Origin of the sequence: Hydrogenophaga sp., assembly GCF_036675665.1 — a bacterium.
Classification (GTDB): Bacteria; Pseudomonadota; Gammaproteobacteria; order Burkholderiales; family Burkholderiaceae_C; genus Hydrogenophaga.
In genome coordinates, this window is the sequence record NZ_JAKFEO010000010.1 from 106,261 (window position 1) to 121,695 (window position 15,435).

Annotated in this window: 15 protein-coding genes; 10 read left to right on the forward strand and 5 right to left on the reverse strand. The window is 66.6% G+C overall.

Features of this window, described 5'->3' with window-relative positions; genetic code table 11:
- Position 1: 1 nt before the first annotated feature.
- From ppk1 to V6M63_RS06675, 3 genes are all read right to left on the reverse strand, one after another.
- Positions 2–2,080, reverse strand: a complete 2,079-nt coding sequence (gene ppk1, locus V6M63_RS06665) for a polyphosphate kinase 1 (protein WP_332740710.1) — start codon at positions 2,078–2,080, stop codon at positions 2–4.
- 98 nt (positions 2,081–2,178) lie between these two features.
- Positions 2,179–3,291, reverse strand: a complete 1,113-nt coding sequence (locus tag V6M63_RS06670) for a glycosyltransferase family 4 protein (RefSeq protein WP_332740712.1) — start codon at positions 3,289–3,291, stop codon at positions 2,179–2,181.
- Between the two features lie 7 nt (positions 3,292–3,298).
- On the reverse strand, positions 3,299–4,111 hold the full coding sequence (locus tag V6M63_RS06675) for a GNAT family N-acetyltransferase (RefSeq protein ID WP_332740714.1): 813 nt from the start codon (positions 4,109–4,111) through the stop codon (positions 3,299–3,301).
- A gap of 130 nt (positions 4,112–4,241) precedes the next feature.
- Between V6M63_RS06675 and V6M63_RS06680 the strand changes: the two genes are divergently transcribed.
- The 10 genes from V6M63_RS06680 (at position 4,242) to V6M63_RS06725 (ending at position 13,439) form a co-directional block, all read left to right on the forward strand.
- Positions 4,242–5,573, forward strand: coding sequence for a hypothetical protein (locus V6M63_RS06680; protein ID WP_332740716.1), 1,332 nt, complete (start codon positions 4,242–4,244; stop codon positions 5,571–5,573).
- A gap of 45 nt (positions 5,574–5,618) precedes the next feature.
- On the forward strand, positions 5,619–6,662 hold the full coding sequence (locus V6M63_RS06685; RefSeq protein WP_332740718.1) for an ArsJ-associated glyceraldehyde-3-phosphate dehydrogenase: 1,044 nt from the start codon (positions 5,619–5,621) through the stop codon (positions 6,660–6,662).
- Positions 6,663–7,901 (forward strand): organoarsenical effux MFS transporter ArsJ, encoded by a 1,239-nt coding sequence (gene arsJ / locus V6M63_RS06690; protein WP_332740720.1) that lies wholly within the window; start codon positions 6,663–6,665, stop codon positions 7,899–7,901.
- Between the two features lie 10 nt (positions 7,902–7,911).
- The gene (locus V6M63_RS06695) at positions 7,912–8,241 is read left to right on the forward strand and encodes an ArsR/SmtB family transcription factor (RefSeq protein ID WP_332740722.1); all 330 of its coding nucleotides are present in this window, start codon (positions 7,912–7,914) and stop codon (positions 8,239–8,241) included.
- Positions 8,242–8,251: 10 nt separating this feature from the next.
- Positions 8,252–8,752: an arsenate reductase ArsC gene (locus V6M63_RS06700; RefSeq protein ID WP_332740724.1), complete on the forward strand. Its 501-nt coding sequence runs from the start codon at positions 8,252–8,254 to the stop codon at positions 8,750–8,752.
- Positions 8,752–9,777: an ACR3 family arsenite efflux transporter gene (gene arsB, locus V6M63_RS06705; RefSeq protein ID WP_332740726.1), complete on the forward strand. Its 1,026-nt coding sequence runs from the start codon at positions 8,752–8,754 to the stop codon at positions 9,775–9,777. The genes V6M63_RS06700 and arsB overlap by 1 nt, the downstream gene beginning before the upstream one ends.
- A 126-nt stretch (positions 9,778–9,903) precedes the next feature.
- On the forward strand, positions 9,904–11,349 hold the full coding sequence (locus V6M63_RS06710) for a permease (protein ID WP_332740728.1): 1,446 nt from the start codon (positions 9,904–9,906) through the stop codon (positions 11,347–11,349).
- Positions 11,350–11,377: 28 nt separating this feature from the next.
- Positions 11,378–11,626, forward strand: coding sequence for a thioredoxin family protein (locus tag V6M63_RS06715; protein ID WP_332740730.1), 249 nt, complete (start codon positions 11,378–11,380; stop codon positions 11,624–11,626).
- A 38-nt stretch (positions 11,627–11,664) separates the two neighbouring features.
- Entirely contained in the window at positions 11,665–12,231 is a 567-nt protein-coding gene (locus V6M63_RS06720) for a DOMON-like domain-containing protein (protein WP_332740732.1), read from the forward strand.
- 5 nt (positions 12,232–12,236) lie between these two features.
- A complete protein-coding gene (locus tag V6M63_RS06725) occupies positions 12,237–13,439 on the forward strand; it encodes an exo-beta-N-acetylmuramidase NamZ family protein (RefSeq protein ID WP_332740734.1) in 1,203 nt (400 codons plus the stop codon).
- Positions 13,440–13,552: 113 nt separating this feature from the next.
- Here V6M63_RS06725 and V6M63_RS06730 read toward each other — a convergent pair whose 3' ends face one another.
- Together V6M63_RS06730 and glmM are read right to left on the reverse strand one after the other, a co-directional pair.
- Positions 13,553–14,038 carry a GNAT family N-acetyltransferase gene (locus tag V6M63_RS06730; protein ID WP_332740736.1) on the reverse strand — a complete coding sequence of 162 codons (486 nt, stop codon included), beginning with the start codon at positions 14,036–14,038 and terminating at the stop codon, positions 13,553–13,555.
- Positions 14,035–15,378 carry a phosphoglucosamine mutase gene (gene glmM / locus V6M63_RS06735; RefSeq protein ID WP_332740738.1) on the reverse strand — a complete coding sequence of 448 codons (1,344 nt, stop codon included), beginning with the start codon at positions 15,376–15,378 and terminating at the stop codon, positions 14,035–14,037. Before glmM ends, V6M63_RS06730 begins: the two co-directional genes overlap by 4 nt.
- Between the last annotated feature and the right edge of the window lie 57 nt (positions 15,379–15,435).

Here is a 15,435-nt window from a genome sequence, read left to right on the forward strand (position 1 = left end):
CCTACCCCTTGCTGCCGTAGCGGGCCATCAAGCTGGCTTGCGCCGAATGCATCACCGCGCGGGTGCGACCACTGCCGGTGATGCTGGCCCGCACATAGCGGCCATCGGGCTGCAGCAGCCAGGCGTCCTTGGTGTCGTACAGGTAGGCCGACAGGCACTCGTCCATGATGCGGTGGCGCAGCGCGTTGTCGGTCACGGGCCAGGCCAGTTCGATGCGGCGCAGCATGTTGCGGTTCATCCAGTCGGCACTCGATAGCCACAGCTCCTCTGCCTCTCCCATGCGGAAATAGAACACCCTGGAGTGCTCCAGCAGGCGTCCGATCACGGAGCGCACACGCACGTTGTCGGTGAAGCCCGGCACCTGCGCGGGCAGGATGCAGGCGCCGCGCACGATCAGATCGATCTTCACGCCCTGCTGCGATGCCGTGGCCAGCGCACGCGCCAGCTGCTCGTCGGTGAGGGCGTTCATCTTCACGATCACGCGAGCGTCTTGCCCCGCCTTGGCTGCAACGCCCGCGGCTTCGAGCTTGTCGAGCATGGCCTTGTGCAAGTGGAACGGTGCGATCAGCGCCTTGTTGAGTTTGGGCAACCGGTTCTGGCTGGCCAGGTGCAGGAAGATCTGCTCCAGGTCGGCGGTGAGCGCGTCGTCGGCGGTGAGGTAGCTCAGGTCGGTGTAGAGCCGGGCCGTGCCCGGGTTGTAGTTGCCGGTGGACAGGTGTGCATAGCGCTTGAGCCCACTCTCCTCGCGGCGGGTGACGAGCAACATCTTGGCGTGGGTCTTGAGGCCCACCACACCGTAGACCACCTGGGCACCCACCGATTCCAGCCGCTCGGCGTAGTTGATGTTGGCCTCTTCGTCAAAGCGCGCCTTGAGTTCCACCACGGCGGTCACTTCCTTGCCGCGGCGCACCGCCTCACGCAGCAGGTTCATCAGCTCCGACTTGGCACCGGTGCGGTAGATGGTCTGCTTGATGGCCAGCACGTCGGGGTCTTCCACCGCCTCGCGAAGAAAGGCCAGCACGGCATCGAAGCTCTCGTATGGCTGGTGGATCAGGACATCACCCTGCTGCAAGCGCTCGAAGTACGACTGCCCGGGCGTGAGCTGAGCCGGCCAGCCCGCGTTGTAGGCCTCGAAGCGCAGCGCGGGTGCGTCCACCTTGTCGATCAGCTGGTTCAGGCGCACCAGGTTCACCGGCCCGGGCACGCGGTACAGCGCCTGGTAGGGCAAGGCAAACTGCTCAAGCAGGAAGTTGGACAGGAACTCCGAGCAACCCGCCGACACCTCCAGGCGCAGGGCCTGGCCGTAGTGGCGCTGCTGCAGGCCCTTGCGCAGCGCAGTGCGCAGGTTCTTCACCTCTTCCTCGTCCACCGCCAGATCGGAATGCCGCGTGATGCGGAACTGCGAAAACTCGGTGACCTGCCGGCCCGGGAACAGATCGCCCAGGTGGGAGCGGATCAGGCTGGAGATGGAAACGAAATGCGTCTGCCTGGAACCCTTGATGGGGGGCATGCGGAAGAACCGCGGCAGGATGCGCGGGACTTTCACGATGGCGATCTCGTTCTCGCGCCCGAAGGCGTCCTTGCCCGCCAGGCGCACGATGAAGTTGAGCGACTTGTTCGCCACCTGCGGGAACGGGTGCGCCGGGTCCAGCCCCACCGGCATCAGCAGGGGCTGCACTTCGTTGACGAAGAACTCCTTGACCCACCGGCGCTGGCGCGGATTGCGCTCGCCGTGCGAGATGAGCTTGATGCCCTTTTTCTCCAGCAGCGGCAGCAACTCGTTGTTGTAGATGGCGTACTGCTGCGCAACGAGTTCGTGGACCTTTTCGGACAGCCTCTCGAAGGTCTGCGCGGTGTACTGGCCCCGCTGCTCGTTGGCCTGGGCGGCCGTCAGGTGTGGAGCGACGCGAACCTCGAAGAACTCGTCAAGGTTGCTGGAGACGATGCTGAGGTAGCGCAGGCGTTCCAGCGGCGGAACGTCGGGGCGGCGCGCCCAGTCCATGACGCGTTCATTGAAGGCCAGGATGCTGTGATCGCGATCGAGGAAAGGAAACTTGCTGTTGGAGTTGTTGCCGCTCATGTCTGTTGTCGTTGTTGTCGCCGGGCGCGTCTGCCCAGTGGCGCAGGACGCCGTGCCTTGCCCAGTGTGCCCGGCCGTCACCCCCTGCCTTGTGACGATTATTCAACGACAGGATGACGTTTGTGTGACAGTTTCGTGATGCCCCCGAGTTCGTGACTCTGCATGCCAAAGCCCGATCGCAGGCGCTGCCGCCGGTGCCGCGGCAAGACCACCAGATGCGACAGAAACGACGCACTCGAGCGACCCCAGCCGAACAGCAGCGCGCGGTCGCGCGCCTGATGTCGTTGCACCTTGAGCGCCTCGAACCAGGCTTCACGCAAATCGCCGTGCAGCGCGCCCGCGCGGCTCTGCCCCAACAATTGCAACGGCCCGTCCACCGGGTAGGCCGCCACCGGCACGCCACAGGCCATGGCCTCCAGCATGGCCTGGCCCTGGGTTTCTCCGCGACAAGGAAACACAAACACGTCGGCCGATGCATACACCTGCGCGAGTTCGTGCCGCGGCAGCTCGCCGAGCCAGTGCACGTTGGGGTAGCGTGCGCGCAGGCTCGAGGCCATGGGGCCTTCGCCACACACCACCTTGCTGCCGGGCACATCGAGCGACAGAAAGGCTTCGACGTTCTTCTCGGCCGAGAGCCTGCCGACATACAGGCTGACCGGGTGGGCCAGCGGGCCGAGCGAGGTGAACGACCGGGTTCGATCGCTCAGCGCAAACAGGTGCGTGTCCACGCCCGGCGTCCACAGACGCAGGTGCGCAAAGCCGCGCGCTTGCAATCGGTCGAGCAAACCCTGGTTGGGCACCATCACGCCGCTGGCCGGTCGGTGAAACCAGCGCAGCAAGGCATAACCCCAGGACAGCGGCAGCTTGAACGAGGTTTGCAGCATCTCTGGAAGCCGGCTGTGAAACGCGGTGGTGAACGGCAGACCGCGTTTCAAGCAGTGACGCCGAGCCGCCCATCCCAGCGGGCCCTCGGTGGCAATGTGGATGGCATCGGGATCGGCCGCATCCATGAGTGAACGCAGCCGCGCACCAGGAAACAAGGCGATCTCCAGGCCAGGATGGCCCGGACAAGGCCGTGTGCGGAACTGTCCGGGCTGGATCACCACCACCTCGTGGCCACTCACCTGCAACTGGCGCACCAACGCCACCAGGGTGGAGACCAGCCCATGAACCTGCGGCTGCCAGGCGTCGGTGACGATCAGGATCTTCATGCGCGCATCAGGCCCTCAGGAAGTGCTTGCGGTAGCGCGCGGGCAGGTCGGCGATGCGCATGAGCATGGGCAGGTCGGCTGCGTTGAAGTCCGGGTCCCAGGCCGGCGGGCCCAGCACCTTGGCACCCAGTCGCAAATAGCCTTTGATCAGCGCGGGTGGCTCCACGTCGAGCGTGTCGTCCAGCCGCTCCACCGGCAGTGGCAGGCGCGGGCGCACGTGGAAGTCGATCGGAGCCAGGTGCGTCTGCCGCACCTGGCGCCAGATGCTCGCCGCGGCGTGGCCGCCGCCCACCATGCCGTGCGGGCCCTCGTGCTGCATCGGAATGCTGGCGCAGCCGATCATGGTGTCGAGCTGATTGCGCACCATGAACTCGGCCAGCGCGCCCCACAGCGCCATGATCACGCCGCCATGACGGTGGTCGCGATGCACGCAGCTGCGGCCCAGCTCCACCATGCGTTCGCGCACGCCGCGCAGGCGGGTGAGGTCGAATTCGGTGTCGCTGTAGGTGCTGCCCACGCGCAGGGCCTGGGCCGGGGTGAGCACGCGGTAGGTGCCGATCACCTGGCGGGTCGCGCTGTCACGCACCAGCAAGTGCTCGCAGAAGTCGTCGAACAGGTCCACGTCGTGGCCGGGCACCGTGTTGGGCAGGCGGGCGCCCATCTCGGTGGCGAACACGCTGTAGCGCAGCTTCTGGGCCTCGCGCACCTCGCTCTGGTGCCGGGCCCAGGAAACCTCGATGCTGTGCGCGACCGGTTGCGCTGGCACAGGGACGAACGCCGTCGCTGACGGAATGGCGTGAGAGATAAAGGCTGTGGTCATGACCCTGCAGTGTGAAAACCGGTCATGACTCTCTCAAGGCATTCGCATGAAGTTTTGGTGACACGCCTTGGTCGCTCTTCATTTCTATATTTCAACTATCATTGAATCAAATGAAGGGCATTTGAAAGACATGAACCTCGCCGACACCCTCAACCTGGGCTGCGCCTGCCAGACGCTGTCCCTGCCCCGCTTGCGCGAACAGCTCGAAACCGGCCCGGCTCTCGACGGCCTCGCCGCGCGGCTCGCGCTCAGCCACCCGCACCTGTTCTCGGCCAGCGCCGTGTTCCTGGACAGCGGCGTGGCGCTGCAGATCCGCGAAGCGGTGGCTGCCATCGAACGTGTGATCGCCCTGCCCGCCTGGCGCGACCAGGCGCTGGCGAGGGCGCCAGACATCGCCGCACGGGACCACGGTCCGGTGGGTGCGTTCATGGGCTACGACTTCCACCTCAGCGACGCGGGACCGCGGCTGATCGAGATCAACAGCAACGCCGGCGGCGCGGTGCTCAACGCCGCACTGGCCCGCGCGCACAGCGCTTGCTGCAACGCCTTCGGTCAGGTGCTGGACCCGCACGATGCGCTGCGGTCGCTCGACACGGTCTTCGTCGACATGTTCCGATCCGAGTGGACATTGCAGCGCGGCGATGCACCGCTGCGCACCGTGCTCATCATGGACGACGCGCCCAGGCAGCAGTACCTCGCGCCCGAGTTCGATCTGGTTCGTGAAATGTTCGCTGCGCACGGCCTGACCGCGCTGGTGGCCGACGCAGCCGAGCTGCAGTGGCGAGACGGCCAGTTGCACCACCCGGCCCTGCCTGTGGGCACGGCGGTGGATCTGGTCTACAACCGGCTGACCGACTTCTACCTGCAGGATGACACCCACCAGGCATTGCGACTCGCTCACGAGGCCGGTGCGGTCGTGTTGACGCCACACCCGCGCACCCACGCCCTGTACGCCGACAAGCGCAACCTCATTGCGCTCTCCGACACCGATCTGCTGGCCCGTTGGGGCGTGAGCGAGCCCGACCGCGCGCTGTTGCGGGCGGTGGTGCCCACCACGCAACGGGTGCACGCCGGCAACGCGGACGCACTCTGGGCGGGGCGCCGGGGCCTGTTCTTCAAACCGGCCGCTGGCTTCGGCGCGCGCGCGGCCTACCGCGGCGACAAGCTCACGCGCCGCGTGTGGGGCGAGATCATGGCCGGCGACTACGTGGCGCAAGCCCTGGTGCCGCCAAGCGAACGGCTGGTGCGGGTGCAAGACGACACGCTCCTGCTCAAGCTGGACCTGCGCGCCTACACCTACCGCGGCGAAGTGCAATTGATGGCCGCGCGCACCTGGACCGGCCAGACCACCAACTTCCGCACCGAGGGCGGCGGCTTCTCGCCGGTGGTGGTGTTGCCCACCGTGCCCGCGCCGCTGTCACAGGTCGGTCACGAAGCTGCACAACAATTCAACACACATTGAATTATCGGGGCGTGCCGCGCCCCCAACCTCCACCGGACCATCCACATGAAAGTTGGCATCAACGGCATGGGCCGCATCGGCCGCCTGGCCCTGCGCGCCGCCCTCGGCGCGGCCGAACGCGAAACCACCGACCCGCGAGCCGGCAACCGGCTGCAGGTGGTGCACCTCAACGAGCTCAAGGGCGGCGCTGCGGCCACGGCCCATCTGCTGGCCTTTGACAGCGTGCAGGGCAAGTGGCGCGCCGACATTGCCGCCGAGGGTGAGGACAGCATCCGCATCGACCAGCACCGCATGTCGTTCAGTTCGCACGCCACCGCTGGCGAGATTCCGTGGGGCGATCTGGGCGTGGACCTGGTGCTGGAATGCACCGGCAAGTTCCTCACACCCGAAACCCTCCAGGGCCACCTGGACCGTGGCGCGAAGCGCGTGATCGTGGCCGCGCCGGTGAAGGTGGGCGGTGTGCTCAACATCGTGGTGGGCGTGAACCACACGCTGTACGAGCCGGCGCGTGACCGCATCGTGACCGCCGCCTCGTGCACCACCAACTGCCTGGCGCCGGTGGTGAAGGTGGTGCACGAAGCCATCGGCATCCGACACGGCCAGATCACCACGCTGCACAACCCGACCAACACCAACCTGGTGGTGGACGCGCCGCACAAGGACCTGCGCCGTGCACGCAGCGCGCTGATGAGCCTGGCACCCACCACCACCGGCAGTGCCACCGCCATCGCGCTGATCTACCCGGAACTCAAGGGCAAGCTCAACGGCCACGCGGTGCGCGTGCCGGCGCTCAACGCCTCGCTCACCGACTGCGTGTTCGAGCTGCAGCGTGAAACCACGGTCGATGAGGTCAACGCCCTGTTTGCCGCGGCGGCGCAAGGCCCGCTGGCCGGCATCCTGGGCTACGAGACACGCCCCTTGGTCAGCGTGGACTACGCGCGCGACACGCGCTCGAGCATCGTGGACGCGCCCTCGACCATGGTGACCGACGGCACGCTGCTCAAGGTCTACGCCTGGTACGACAACGAGATGGGCTACGCCTGCCGCATGGTCGATCTCGCTTGTCACATGCACAGCGTCGGGATCTGAATGAACACCGCCGAACGCAACTACGCCATCGTCACCGCCGCCTACTGGGGCTTCACGCTCACCGACGGTGCGCTGCGCATGCTGGTGCTGCTGCACTTCTACCGCTTGGGCTATTCGCCGTTCACGCTGGCCTTCCTGTTCCTGCTGTACGAAGCCGCGGGGATCGTCGCCAACTTCGTCGGTGGCTGGCTGGCCACGCGCTACGGCATCACGCGCATGCTCACGGTGGGCCTGGTCACGCAGATCATCGGCTTCACCGTGCTGTCGTTCCTCGACCCGGGCTGGAGCGCGGCGATGTCGGTGGCCTGGGTGGTGCTGGCGCAAGGCATCTGCGGCGTGGCCAAGGACCTCACCAAGACCGCCAGCAAGTCGGCCATCAAGGTCACGGCCGACCAGGCGAAGAACCAGGGCTCTGGCCAGCTCTTCAAGTGGGTGGCCTGGTTCACCGGCAGCAAGAACGCCATGAAGGGCGTCGGCTTTTTCCTCGGCGGCCTGCTGCTGCAGACGTTGGGCTTCCAGCACGCGCTGTGGGCCATGGCCGCGCTGCTCGCGCTGGTGCTGTTGGGCGTGGTCGGCTCGCTGCCGCGGATGATGGGCAAAAGCAAGGCGTCGAAGTCGGCCAAGGAACTGTTTGCCAAGAACACGGGCGTGAACGTGCTGGCCGCGGCCCGCGTGGTGTTGTTCGGCGCGCGCGATGTGTGGTTTGTGGTGGGCGTGCCGGTGTACCTCTATTCGCAGGGCTGGACCTTCACCATGGTCGGCACCTTCCTCGCCGTCTGGACCATCGGCTACGGCGCGGTGCAGGCGCTGGCGCCCGCCTTTGTCAAACGCAGCACCGACGGTCTGAGCACCGAGGTGCCCGCGGCTCGGCTGTGGTCGGCGCTGCTGGCACTCGTGCCCATGGCTCTGGCGGTGGCCGTGGCGCTGGACGTGCCGCACCTGCCCTGGGTGGTGGTGGGTGGGCTGGGCGTGTTCGGCTTTGCGTTCGCGGTGAACTCTTCCGTGCATTCGTATCTGGTGCTGGCCTACGCCGGCTCGGAGAAAGCGGCCGAAGACGTGGGCTTCTACTACGCCGCCAACGCGCTGGGCCGCTTCAGTGGCACGCTGCTCTCGGGCCTGCTGTACCAGTGGGGCGGCCTGCTGTATGCGCTGCTGGGCTCCGCGCTCATGTTGGTCGTGTGCTGGTTGGCCACCCTCAAGTTGCCCAGTCAACCGACCTTGCAACACACCCCCGTCTGAAGGAGATCCCATGGACGAAACCCAAGCCGTCAAATCCCTCGGTGCCCTGGCGCAGGAGACGCGCCTGCGCATTTTCCGCGCGCTGGTGGCGCAGGGCCCGCAAGGCCTCACCCCGGGCCACCTCAGCGAATCGCTGGGCGTGGCGGGCACGGCGCTGTCCTTCCACCTCAAGGAGCTCAGCCACGCGGGGCTGGTATCGCAAGAGCGCGATGGCCGCCACCTGATCTACCGCGCGGAGTTCGGCGCCATGAACGACCTGCTGCAATTCCTCACCGCGCACTGCTGTCAGGGCGAGCCCTGCGAAGTGACGACCTCTGCCCCTGTCTGCACCACCTGCTGAAAGGTATTCCATGACCCCCTCCACCTACAACGTCCTGTTCATCTGCACCGGCAATTCGGCGCGCAGCATCATGGCCGAGGCCATCCTCAACCAGCAAGGCGCGGGCCGCTTTCGCGCCTTCAGCGCCGGCAGCCACCCGGTCGGTGCGGTCAACCCGCACGCCATCGAACTGCTGGAACGCAACCGCTTCAAGACCACCGGCCTGCGCAGCAAGAACTGGGACGAATTCGCCGCGTCCGATGCGCCGCGCATGGACTTCGTGCTGACCGTGTGCGACAAGGCCGCCGGTGAGGTGTGCCCGGTCTGGCCGGGCCAGCCCATGTCGGCCCACTGGGGGGTCGAGGATCCCGCTGCGGTCAAAGGCAGCGAAGAAGTTGTCCAGCGCGCCTTCAACGACTGCTTCATCTTGCTGAACCGGCGCATCGCGCTGCTGACGGTGCTGCCGATCGAAAAACTCGACAAACTCGCGCTCAAACACGAGCTCGCCGGCATTGGACGGGTCAAAGCCTGATGGGGCTCTTTGAACGGTATCTGACGGTGTGGGTGGCGCTGGGCATCGTGGCCGGCGTGGGTCTGGGGCTGGTCGTGCCGTCGGTCTTCCAGACGGTGGCTGCGATGGAATACGCGCAGGTCAACCTGATCGTGGCCATCTTCATCTGGGTGATGATTTATCCGATGATGATCCAGATCGACTGGCACGCCGTGCGCGACGTGGGCAAGAAACCGCAGGGGCTGGTGCTCACGCTGGTGGTCAACTGGCTGATCAAGCCCTTCACCATGGCCGCGCTGGGCGTGCTGTTCTTCCAGCACATCTTTGCGCCCTGGGTCGATCCGCAGTCGGCCAGCGAGTACATCGCCGGCATGATCCTGTTGGGTGTGGCGCCGTGCACGGCCATGGTCTTTGTGTGGAGCCAGCTCGTCAAAGGCGATGCCAACTACACGTTGGTGCAGGTGTCGATCAACGACCTCATCATGGTGGTGGCCTTCGCGCCCATCGCGGCCTTCCTGCTCGGCGTGACCAACGTGACCGTGCCGTGGGAAACGCTGCTGTTGTCCACCGTGCTGTACGTCGTGCTGCCCCTGGTGGCCGGCATGCTCACGCGCCAGCTCCTGCTGCGGCGTGGGCCGGCGGCGGTGCCGGCTTTTGTGGCCGCGCTCAAGCCGTGGTCGGTGGTCGGGTTGATCGCCACGGTGGTGCTGCTGTTCGGCTTTCAGGCCGAGACCATCGTGCGCCAGCCGCTGGTGATCCTGCTGATCGCGGTGCCGCTGGTGCTGCAGAGCTACGGCATCTTCTTCATTGCATGGTGGGGCGCACGTTGGCTCAAGCTGCCGCACAACGTGGCCGGCCCGGCCTGCCTGATCGGCACCTCCAATTTCTTCGAACTGGCCGTGGCCGTGGCCATTTCGCTCTTCGGGTTGCATTCCGGCGCCGCGCTGGCCACCGTGGTCGGCGTGCTGGTGGAAGTGCCGGTGATGCTGTCGCTGGTGGCCTTGGTCAACGCCTGGCGCCCCACTGACGCACCCCTTCGAGCGTGAACCTGGACGCGGCAGAGTTTGGGCCGCTTTTGATCCTGCTCAAGAAGAACGCAGGTTGCTGCGCCTGAGCTCTTCACACCGCCCACTGGTTTTCGATAATGAAACAAGTGAAAGGGCGTGCTTGGCATGGAACTGCTCCTGAAGATGATCCACGGTGGGGCCGGCAGTCTGGCGGCCTACCTGGCGGCGCACGTCCTGCTGTGCCTGCTGCCTGCGTTTTTCATCGCCGGGGCCATGGCCGCCCTGATTCCCAAGGCCAGCATCACGCGGTGGCTGGGGCGCAATGTGCCCGCCTTTGTTTCCTACCCGGCAGCGGCGGCGGCCGGGTCGCTGCTGGCGGTGTGCTCCTGCACCATCGTTCCCTTGTTCGCCGGCATTTACCGCAAGGGTGCCGGCATTGGCCCGGCCATGACCTTTTTGTTCTTCGCGCCGGCGGGAAACATCATGGCGCTGGCCTACACGGGCAGCATCCTCGGGCCGGAGTTCGCGGTGGCCCGCTTGGTGCTGTGCCTCGTGTTCGGCATCGGCATCGGTCTGCTGATGGCGCTGATCTTCTGGCGCGACGACGCAGCCCACGACGCCCAGACCGACCAGCTGTTTGCCGACCGCGCCAGCATCTCGCCGGCCGCGCTGGGCGTCCTGGTGTCGCTGGTGGTGCTGCTCATCGCGGGCACATTGAAGCTGTGGCCTCTGACCGCCTCGCTGGGTTCGTTCGTGCTGCCCGGCTCGTGGGCGCAGAGCTGGCAGACCACGTTGTTCGGCTGGGTACCGTTTGACCCCGCGAAAGGCGAAGAAGGCGTGAGCTTGCACGGCTCGCTGCTCATCGTGCTGCTGTTGCTGGTGGCAGCCACTGCGGGCAGGGGCCTGGAGAACATCATCGAGGGGGCCAACCGCTGGACCTGGCTCGTGCTGGGCCTGGCGGCGAGCACGCTGCTGGTGGCTTCGATGAGCTTGACGCCCGGTGCCAACGGGCTGGAGATCGCGATCACCGGCCGCGCTGTCGGCGTGGCGCTGGCCATGGGATCGGTCTGGTACCACGCAAGGCAATTGCCCGCCGACGACTGGCGCTCGTGGCTGTGGGAAACCTGGCGCTTCGTGAAGCAGATCTTTCTCGTGCTGGTGATCGGCGTTTTCATCGTCGGCATGGTGCGCCAGGTGATACGGCCCGAGTGGATCGAATCCCTGGCCGGCAGCAACACGGTGCAGGCCAACGCTGTGGCGGTCGGCTTTGGCGTCTTCATGTACTTCCCGACGCTGGTGGAAGTGCCGGTTGCGCGCATGTTCCTCGACCTGGGCATGCACCCGGGCCCCTTGCTGGCCTATCTCATGGCCGACCCCGAACTGAGCCTGCAGAGCATGTTGATGGTGGCAGCGGTCATCGGCTGGACCAAGACCGCGACCTACGTCGCCTGGGTGGCGGCCTTCAGCGTGTGCGCCGGACTGATCTTCGGCGCCTGGTCCGATGGCGCCGGCTTGCCTTCGCTGGCGGCGGTGATGGCGATCGCGCTGGGCGCACTGTCCCTTGGTGTGGGCAGGCTGAGGCGGCGCCAGCGCGCCATCGTGCCCATTTGAGCCCATGCATTCCCACAGGAGAAAACCCATGTTGACCGTGAAGATCCTCGGCTCCGGCTGTGCCAACTGCAAAAAGCTCGAGGCGGTGGCACGCGAAGCCGCCAGCGCAGCCCGGGTCGAGGCGGAGTTCGTCAAGGTGACTGACGTGAAACAGATCATTGCCTACGACCTGATGTCCACGCCGGGACTCGTCATCAACGAGAAGCTGGTGAGCAGCGGCCGCATTCCAACCGTGGCCGAGGTGCAGGGCTGGCTGGCGTCGCCCGCCGTCACCTGAACCTGCAAGGGCACAGGGGCCTGAGAGAATACGGCCCTGTGAACCTTGACGCGCGCCCCAACCTTCACCCACTGAAATGCCATCCCGCCACACCGGCGGGCTTGCCGCTGGATGTGTCGGTGTCGATGAGCTTGAGCCACGAAGGTTTGCGACTGGTGTACACGGTGAACGGCGACACCGCCGGGCTGCGCATCCCGCCTGCCACCGAACCAGGCCCGGCCGACGGCCTGTGGCAACACACCTGCCTCGAGGCTTTTGTGGCGGCACAGGGTGATGTGGCCTACCGCGAATTCAACTTCTCGCCCTCGGGCCAATGGGCGGCCTACCGGTTTGTCGGCGAGCGGCAACGGGACACCGCCAACGAAGGACCGTCTGCCCCGCCTGCGATGCAATCGATCGTCACGCCGACCCGACTGACGCTGGACGTCCACCTGCCGAGAGTGGCCCTGCCCTCGCCCGCCGAACTGTTTCACTTCGCACTGAGCGCCGTCATCGAAGAACAGGATGGGCGCCTGAGTTACTGGGCACTGCAGCATCCCCAAGAACGCCCTGATTTCCACCACCCCGCCGGGCGCACGCTGCGTCTGGCCTTGCCCCAGAACTGAATCCCATGCAATTCGGCCTCGATCGTTTCCTGCAAGACCCCGCCCTGCGCGCGCCGCTCAAGGGCCGCCGCGTGGCCCTGCTGGCCCACCCGGCCTCGGTCACGCGCGACCTCACCCACGCGCTCGATGCCCTGGCCGCCCTGCCCGATGTGAGGCTGTCGGCCGCCTTCGGCCCGCAACACGGCCTGCGCGGCGACAAGCAGGACAACATGGTCGAGTCGCCCGACTACCTCGATCCCCGCCTGGGCATCCCGGTGTTCAGCCTCTACGGCGAGGTGCGCCGCCCAACCGACGCCATGATGGCCAGCTTCGACGTGTTGCTGGTCGATCTGCAAGATCTCGGCTGCCGCATCTACACCTTCATCACCACGCTGCGCTATGTGCTGGAGGCGGCCGCACAGCACGGCAAGGCGGTGTGGGTGCTGGACCGGCCCAACCCGGCCGGCCGGCCCATCGAGGGCCTCACGCTGCGCGAAGGCTGGGAGAGCTTTGTGGGCGCCGGCCCCATGCCCATGCGACACGGCATGACCATGGGTGAACTTGGCCACTGGTTCATCGCCACGCTGGGCCTGAGCGTGGACTACCGCGTGATCACCATGACGGGCTGGCAGCCCGAGGCGGCCCCCGGTTTTGGCTGGCCGACCGAGCGCAGCTGGGTCAACCCGAGCCCCAACGCCGCCAACCTGAGCATGGCGCGCGCCTATGCCGGCACGGTGATGCTGGAGGGCACGACCCTGTCGGAAGGGCGTGGCACCACGCGCGCGCTGGAGTTGTTCGGCGCGCCCGGCATCGACGTGCCCCGCCTGCTGGCCGACATGCGCCGCATCGCGCCGCAATGGCTGCAGGGCTGCGTGCTGCGTGCGTGCTTCTTCGAACCCACCTTCCACAAGCACCAGGGGCAGTTGTGCGCCGGCGTGCAGATCCATGTGGAAGACCCGACCCACTACGATCACGCCGCCTTCAAACCCTGGCGGCTGCAGGCCCTGGCGTTTCGCGCGCTGCGTCTGCAGGCGCCCGACTACCCGCTGTGGCGCGATTTCGCCTACGAATACGAACACGAGCGGTTGGCCATCGACCTCATCAACGGAGGCCCGCTGCTGCGGGAGTGGGTGGACGATGTGACGGCCGACCCCGACGTGCTGGAAGCGGCAGCCGCTGCCGACGAAGCGGCCTGGGCAGAGGCGCGCAAGCCCTGTCTGTTGTATTGAGGGGGAGTCGTCTCATCGAAGGCCACCGCGGAACCGGCTTTGCCGGGCCCATGGTGGCGCCCCCTTGAGGGGGTGACGGGCGCGTCAGCGCCCGGCGCGGGGGTGCTTCCTGTTCATAACCACTTCTGGAAGAACCGGGCGGTACCCATGGCCGGGTCCAACTGGTAACCGGCATAACCGATGCGCTCGTACAGGCGGACCGCGCCATGGTTGCCCGACAGCACTTCCAGCGTCATCTTCACCGCACCACGCTCCTTGGCGATGATTTCGGCCAGGGTCAACATCTGCTGTGCAATGCCGCGCCCCCGGTGGCTGGCCAGCACGGCCACGTCGTGCACATTCACCAGTGGCTTGCAGGCGAACGTGGAGAAGCCTTCGATGCAGTTCACCAGCCCCACCGGCTGCGAGCCATCAAACGCCAGCACGCTGTAGGCCTGCGGCCGCGCCGCGAGTTCACGCACCAGGTGCTGTTTCGCGAAGTCCGACAGACCATCGCCACCGCCCGCCGGATCGCTCGCATACGCGTCCAGCAGCGCCACCAGCGCGGCTGCGTGGCTGGCGTCCGTGTAGTCCGCGCGAAAGATGGCAACGCCGCTCACGCGGGCACCTGCGCTCGCACAGCGGCCACCAAACGTTCGGCGCAGGCCAGCGCCTTCTGCGCGTCACGCGCCTCCACCATCACGCGCAGCAATGGCTCGGTGCCGCTGGCACGGATGAGCACGCGGCCGGTCTCGCCCAGCTCGGCCTCCACCGCCTGCGTCTGCTGCGCCAGGAAGGTGTTGGTCTTCCAGTCCTGGCCGGGTTGCAGGCGCACGTTGATCAGCGTCTGGGGAAACAGCGTCACGTCGGCGAGCTGCTGTGCCATGGTCTTGCCACTGTCCACGCAGGCGTGCAGCACCTGCAGGGCCGACACCAGGCCGTCGCCCGTGGTGTGGCGATCGAGCACCAGCAAATGCCCGGAGCCCTCGCCACCCAGGATCCAGCCATGCTTTTCCAGCTCTTCGAGCACATAGCGGTCGCCCACCTTGGCGCGCACGAACTTCACGCCGCGTGCCTTGAGCGCCACTTCCACCGCCATGTTGGTCATGAGCGTGCCGACCACGCCGGGCACGTCGTGGTCGCGCGCCAGGCGATCGGCCACGATCAGGTACAGCAGTTCATCGCCGTTGAACAGGCGCCCGTCTGCGTCCACCATCTGCAGGCGATCGGCATCGCCGTCGAGTGCGATGCCGTAATGAGCGCCGTGCGCCTTCACCGCCTCCACCATGGCCTGCGGGTGCGTGGCGCCCACGCCGTGGTTGATGTTCAAGCCGTCAGGCGTGCAGCCGATCTTGATGACCTCGGCACCCAGCTCGTGGAACACGGCGGGTGCGATCTGGTAGGCCGCACCGTTGGCGCCGTCCACCACGATCTTCAAGCCCTTGAGCGAGAGGTTGTGCGAGCAGGTGCTCTTGCAGAACTCGATGTAGCGGCCGGCCGCGTCTTCCATGCGGCGCGACTTGCCGAGTTCGGCCGATGCGGCCCACACCGGGGGCTCGTCCAGTGCAGCCTCGACCGCCTGCTCCCAGTCGTCGGGCAGTTTGGTGCCCAGGGCGCTGAAGAACTTGATGCCGTTGTCGGCAAACGGGTTGTGGCTGGCAGAAATCACCACGCCCAGGTTGGCGCGCTGGGCCCGGGTGAGGTAGGCCACGGCCGGTGTGGGCACGGGGCCGAGCAGCACCACGTCCACCCCCGCGGAGTTGAAGCCCGACTCCAGCGCCGCCTCCAGCATGTAGCCGGAGATGCGCGTGTCCTTGCCGATCAGCACCGTGGGGTGCGACTCGGTGCGGCGCAGCACGCGACCCACCGCGTGGGCCAGGCGCAAGACGAAGTCGGGGGTGATGGGGGGCTGGCCGACTGTGCCGCGGATGCCGTCGGTGCCGAAGTATTTGCGTGGCATGTTGTGTTCTCTGTGTTGTTATGGATGCGGCGCTTCACCACGCCGGCTCAATGCAGG

Coding starts and splice junctions, on each gene's coding strand:
- ppk1 (WP_332740710.1), bottom strand. CDS start 2,080: ATGAGCGGCAACAACTCCAACAGCAAGTTTCCTTTCCTCGATCGCGAT.
- V6M63_RS06670 (WP_332740712.1), bottom strand. CDS start 3,291: ATGAAGATCCTGATCGTCACCGACGCCTGGCAGCCGCAGGTTCATGGG.
- V6M63_RS06675 (WP_332740714.1), bottom strand. CDS start 4,111: ATGACCACAGCCTTTATCTCTCACGCCATTCCGTCAGCGACGGCGTTC.
- V6M63_RS06680 (WP_332740716.1), top strand. CDS start 4,242: ATGAACCTCGCCGACACCCTCAACCTGGGCTGCGCCTGCCAGACGCTG.
- V6M63_RS06685 (WP_332740718.1), top strand. CDS start 5,619: ATGAAAGTTGGCATCAACGGCATGGGCCGCATCGGCCGCCTGGCCCTG.
- arsJ (WP_332740720.1), top strand. CDS start 6,663: ATGAACACCGCCGAACGCAACTACGCCATCGTCACCGCCGCCTACTGG.
- V6M63_RS06695 (WP_332740722.1), top strand. CDS start 7,912: ATGGACGAAACCCAAGCCGTCAAATCCCTCGGTGCCCTGGCGCAGGAG.
- V6M63_RS06700 (WP_332740724.1), top strand. CDS start 8,252: ATGACCCCCTCCACCTACAACGTCCTGTTCATCTGCACCGGCAATTCG.
- arsB (WP_332740726.1), top strand. CDS start 8,752: ATGGGGCTCTTTGAACGGTATCTGACGGTGTGGGTGGCGCTGGGCATC.
- V6M63_RS06710 (WP_332740728.1), top strand. CDS start 9,904: ATGGAACTGCTCCTGAAGATGATCCACGGTGGGGCCGGCAGTCTGGCG.
- V6M63_RS06715 (WP_332740730.1), top strand. CDS start 11,378: ATGTTGACCGTGAAGATCCTCGGCTCCGGCTGTGCCAACTGCAAAAAG.
- V6M63_RS06725 (WP_332740734.1), top strand. CDS start 12,237: ATGCAATTCGGCCTCGATCGTTTCCTGCAAGACCCCGCCCTGCGCGCG.
- glmM (WP_332740738.1), bottom strand. CDS start 15,378: ATGCCACGCAAATACTTCGGCACCGACGGCATCCGCGGCACAGTCGGC.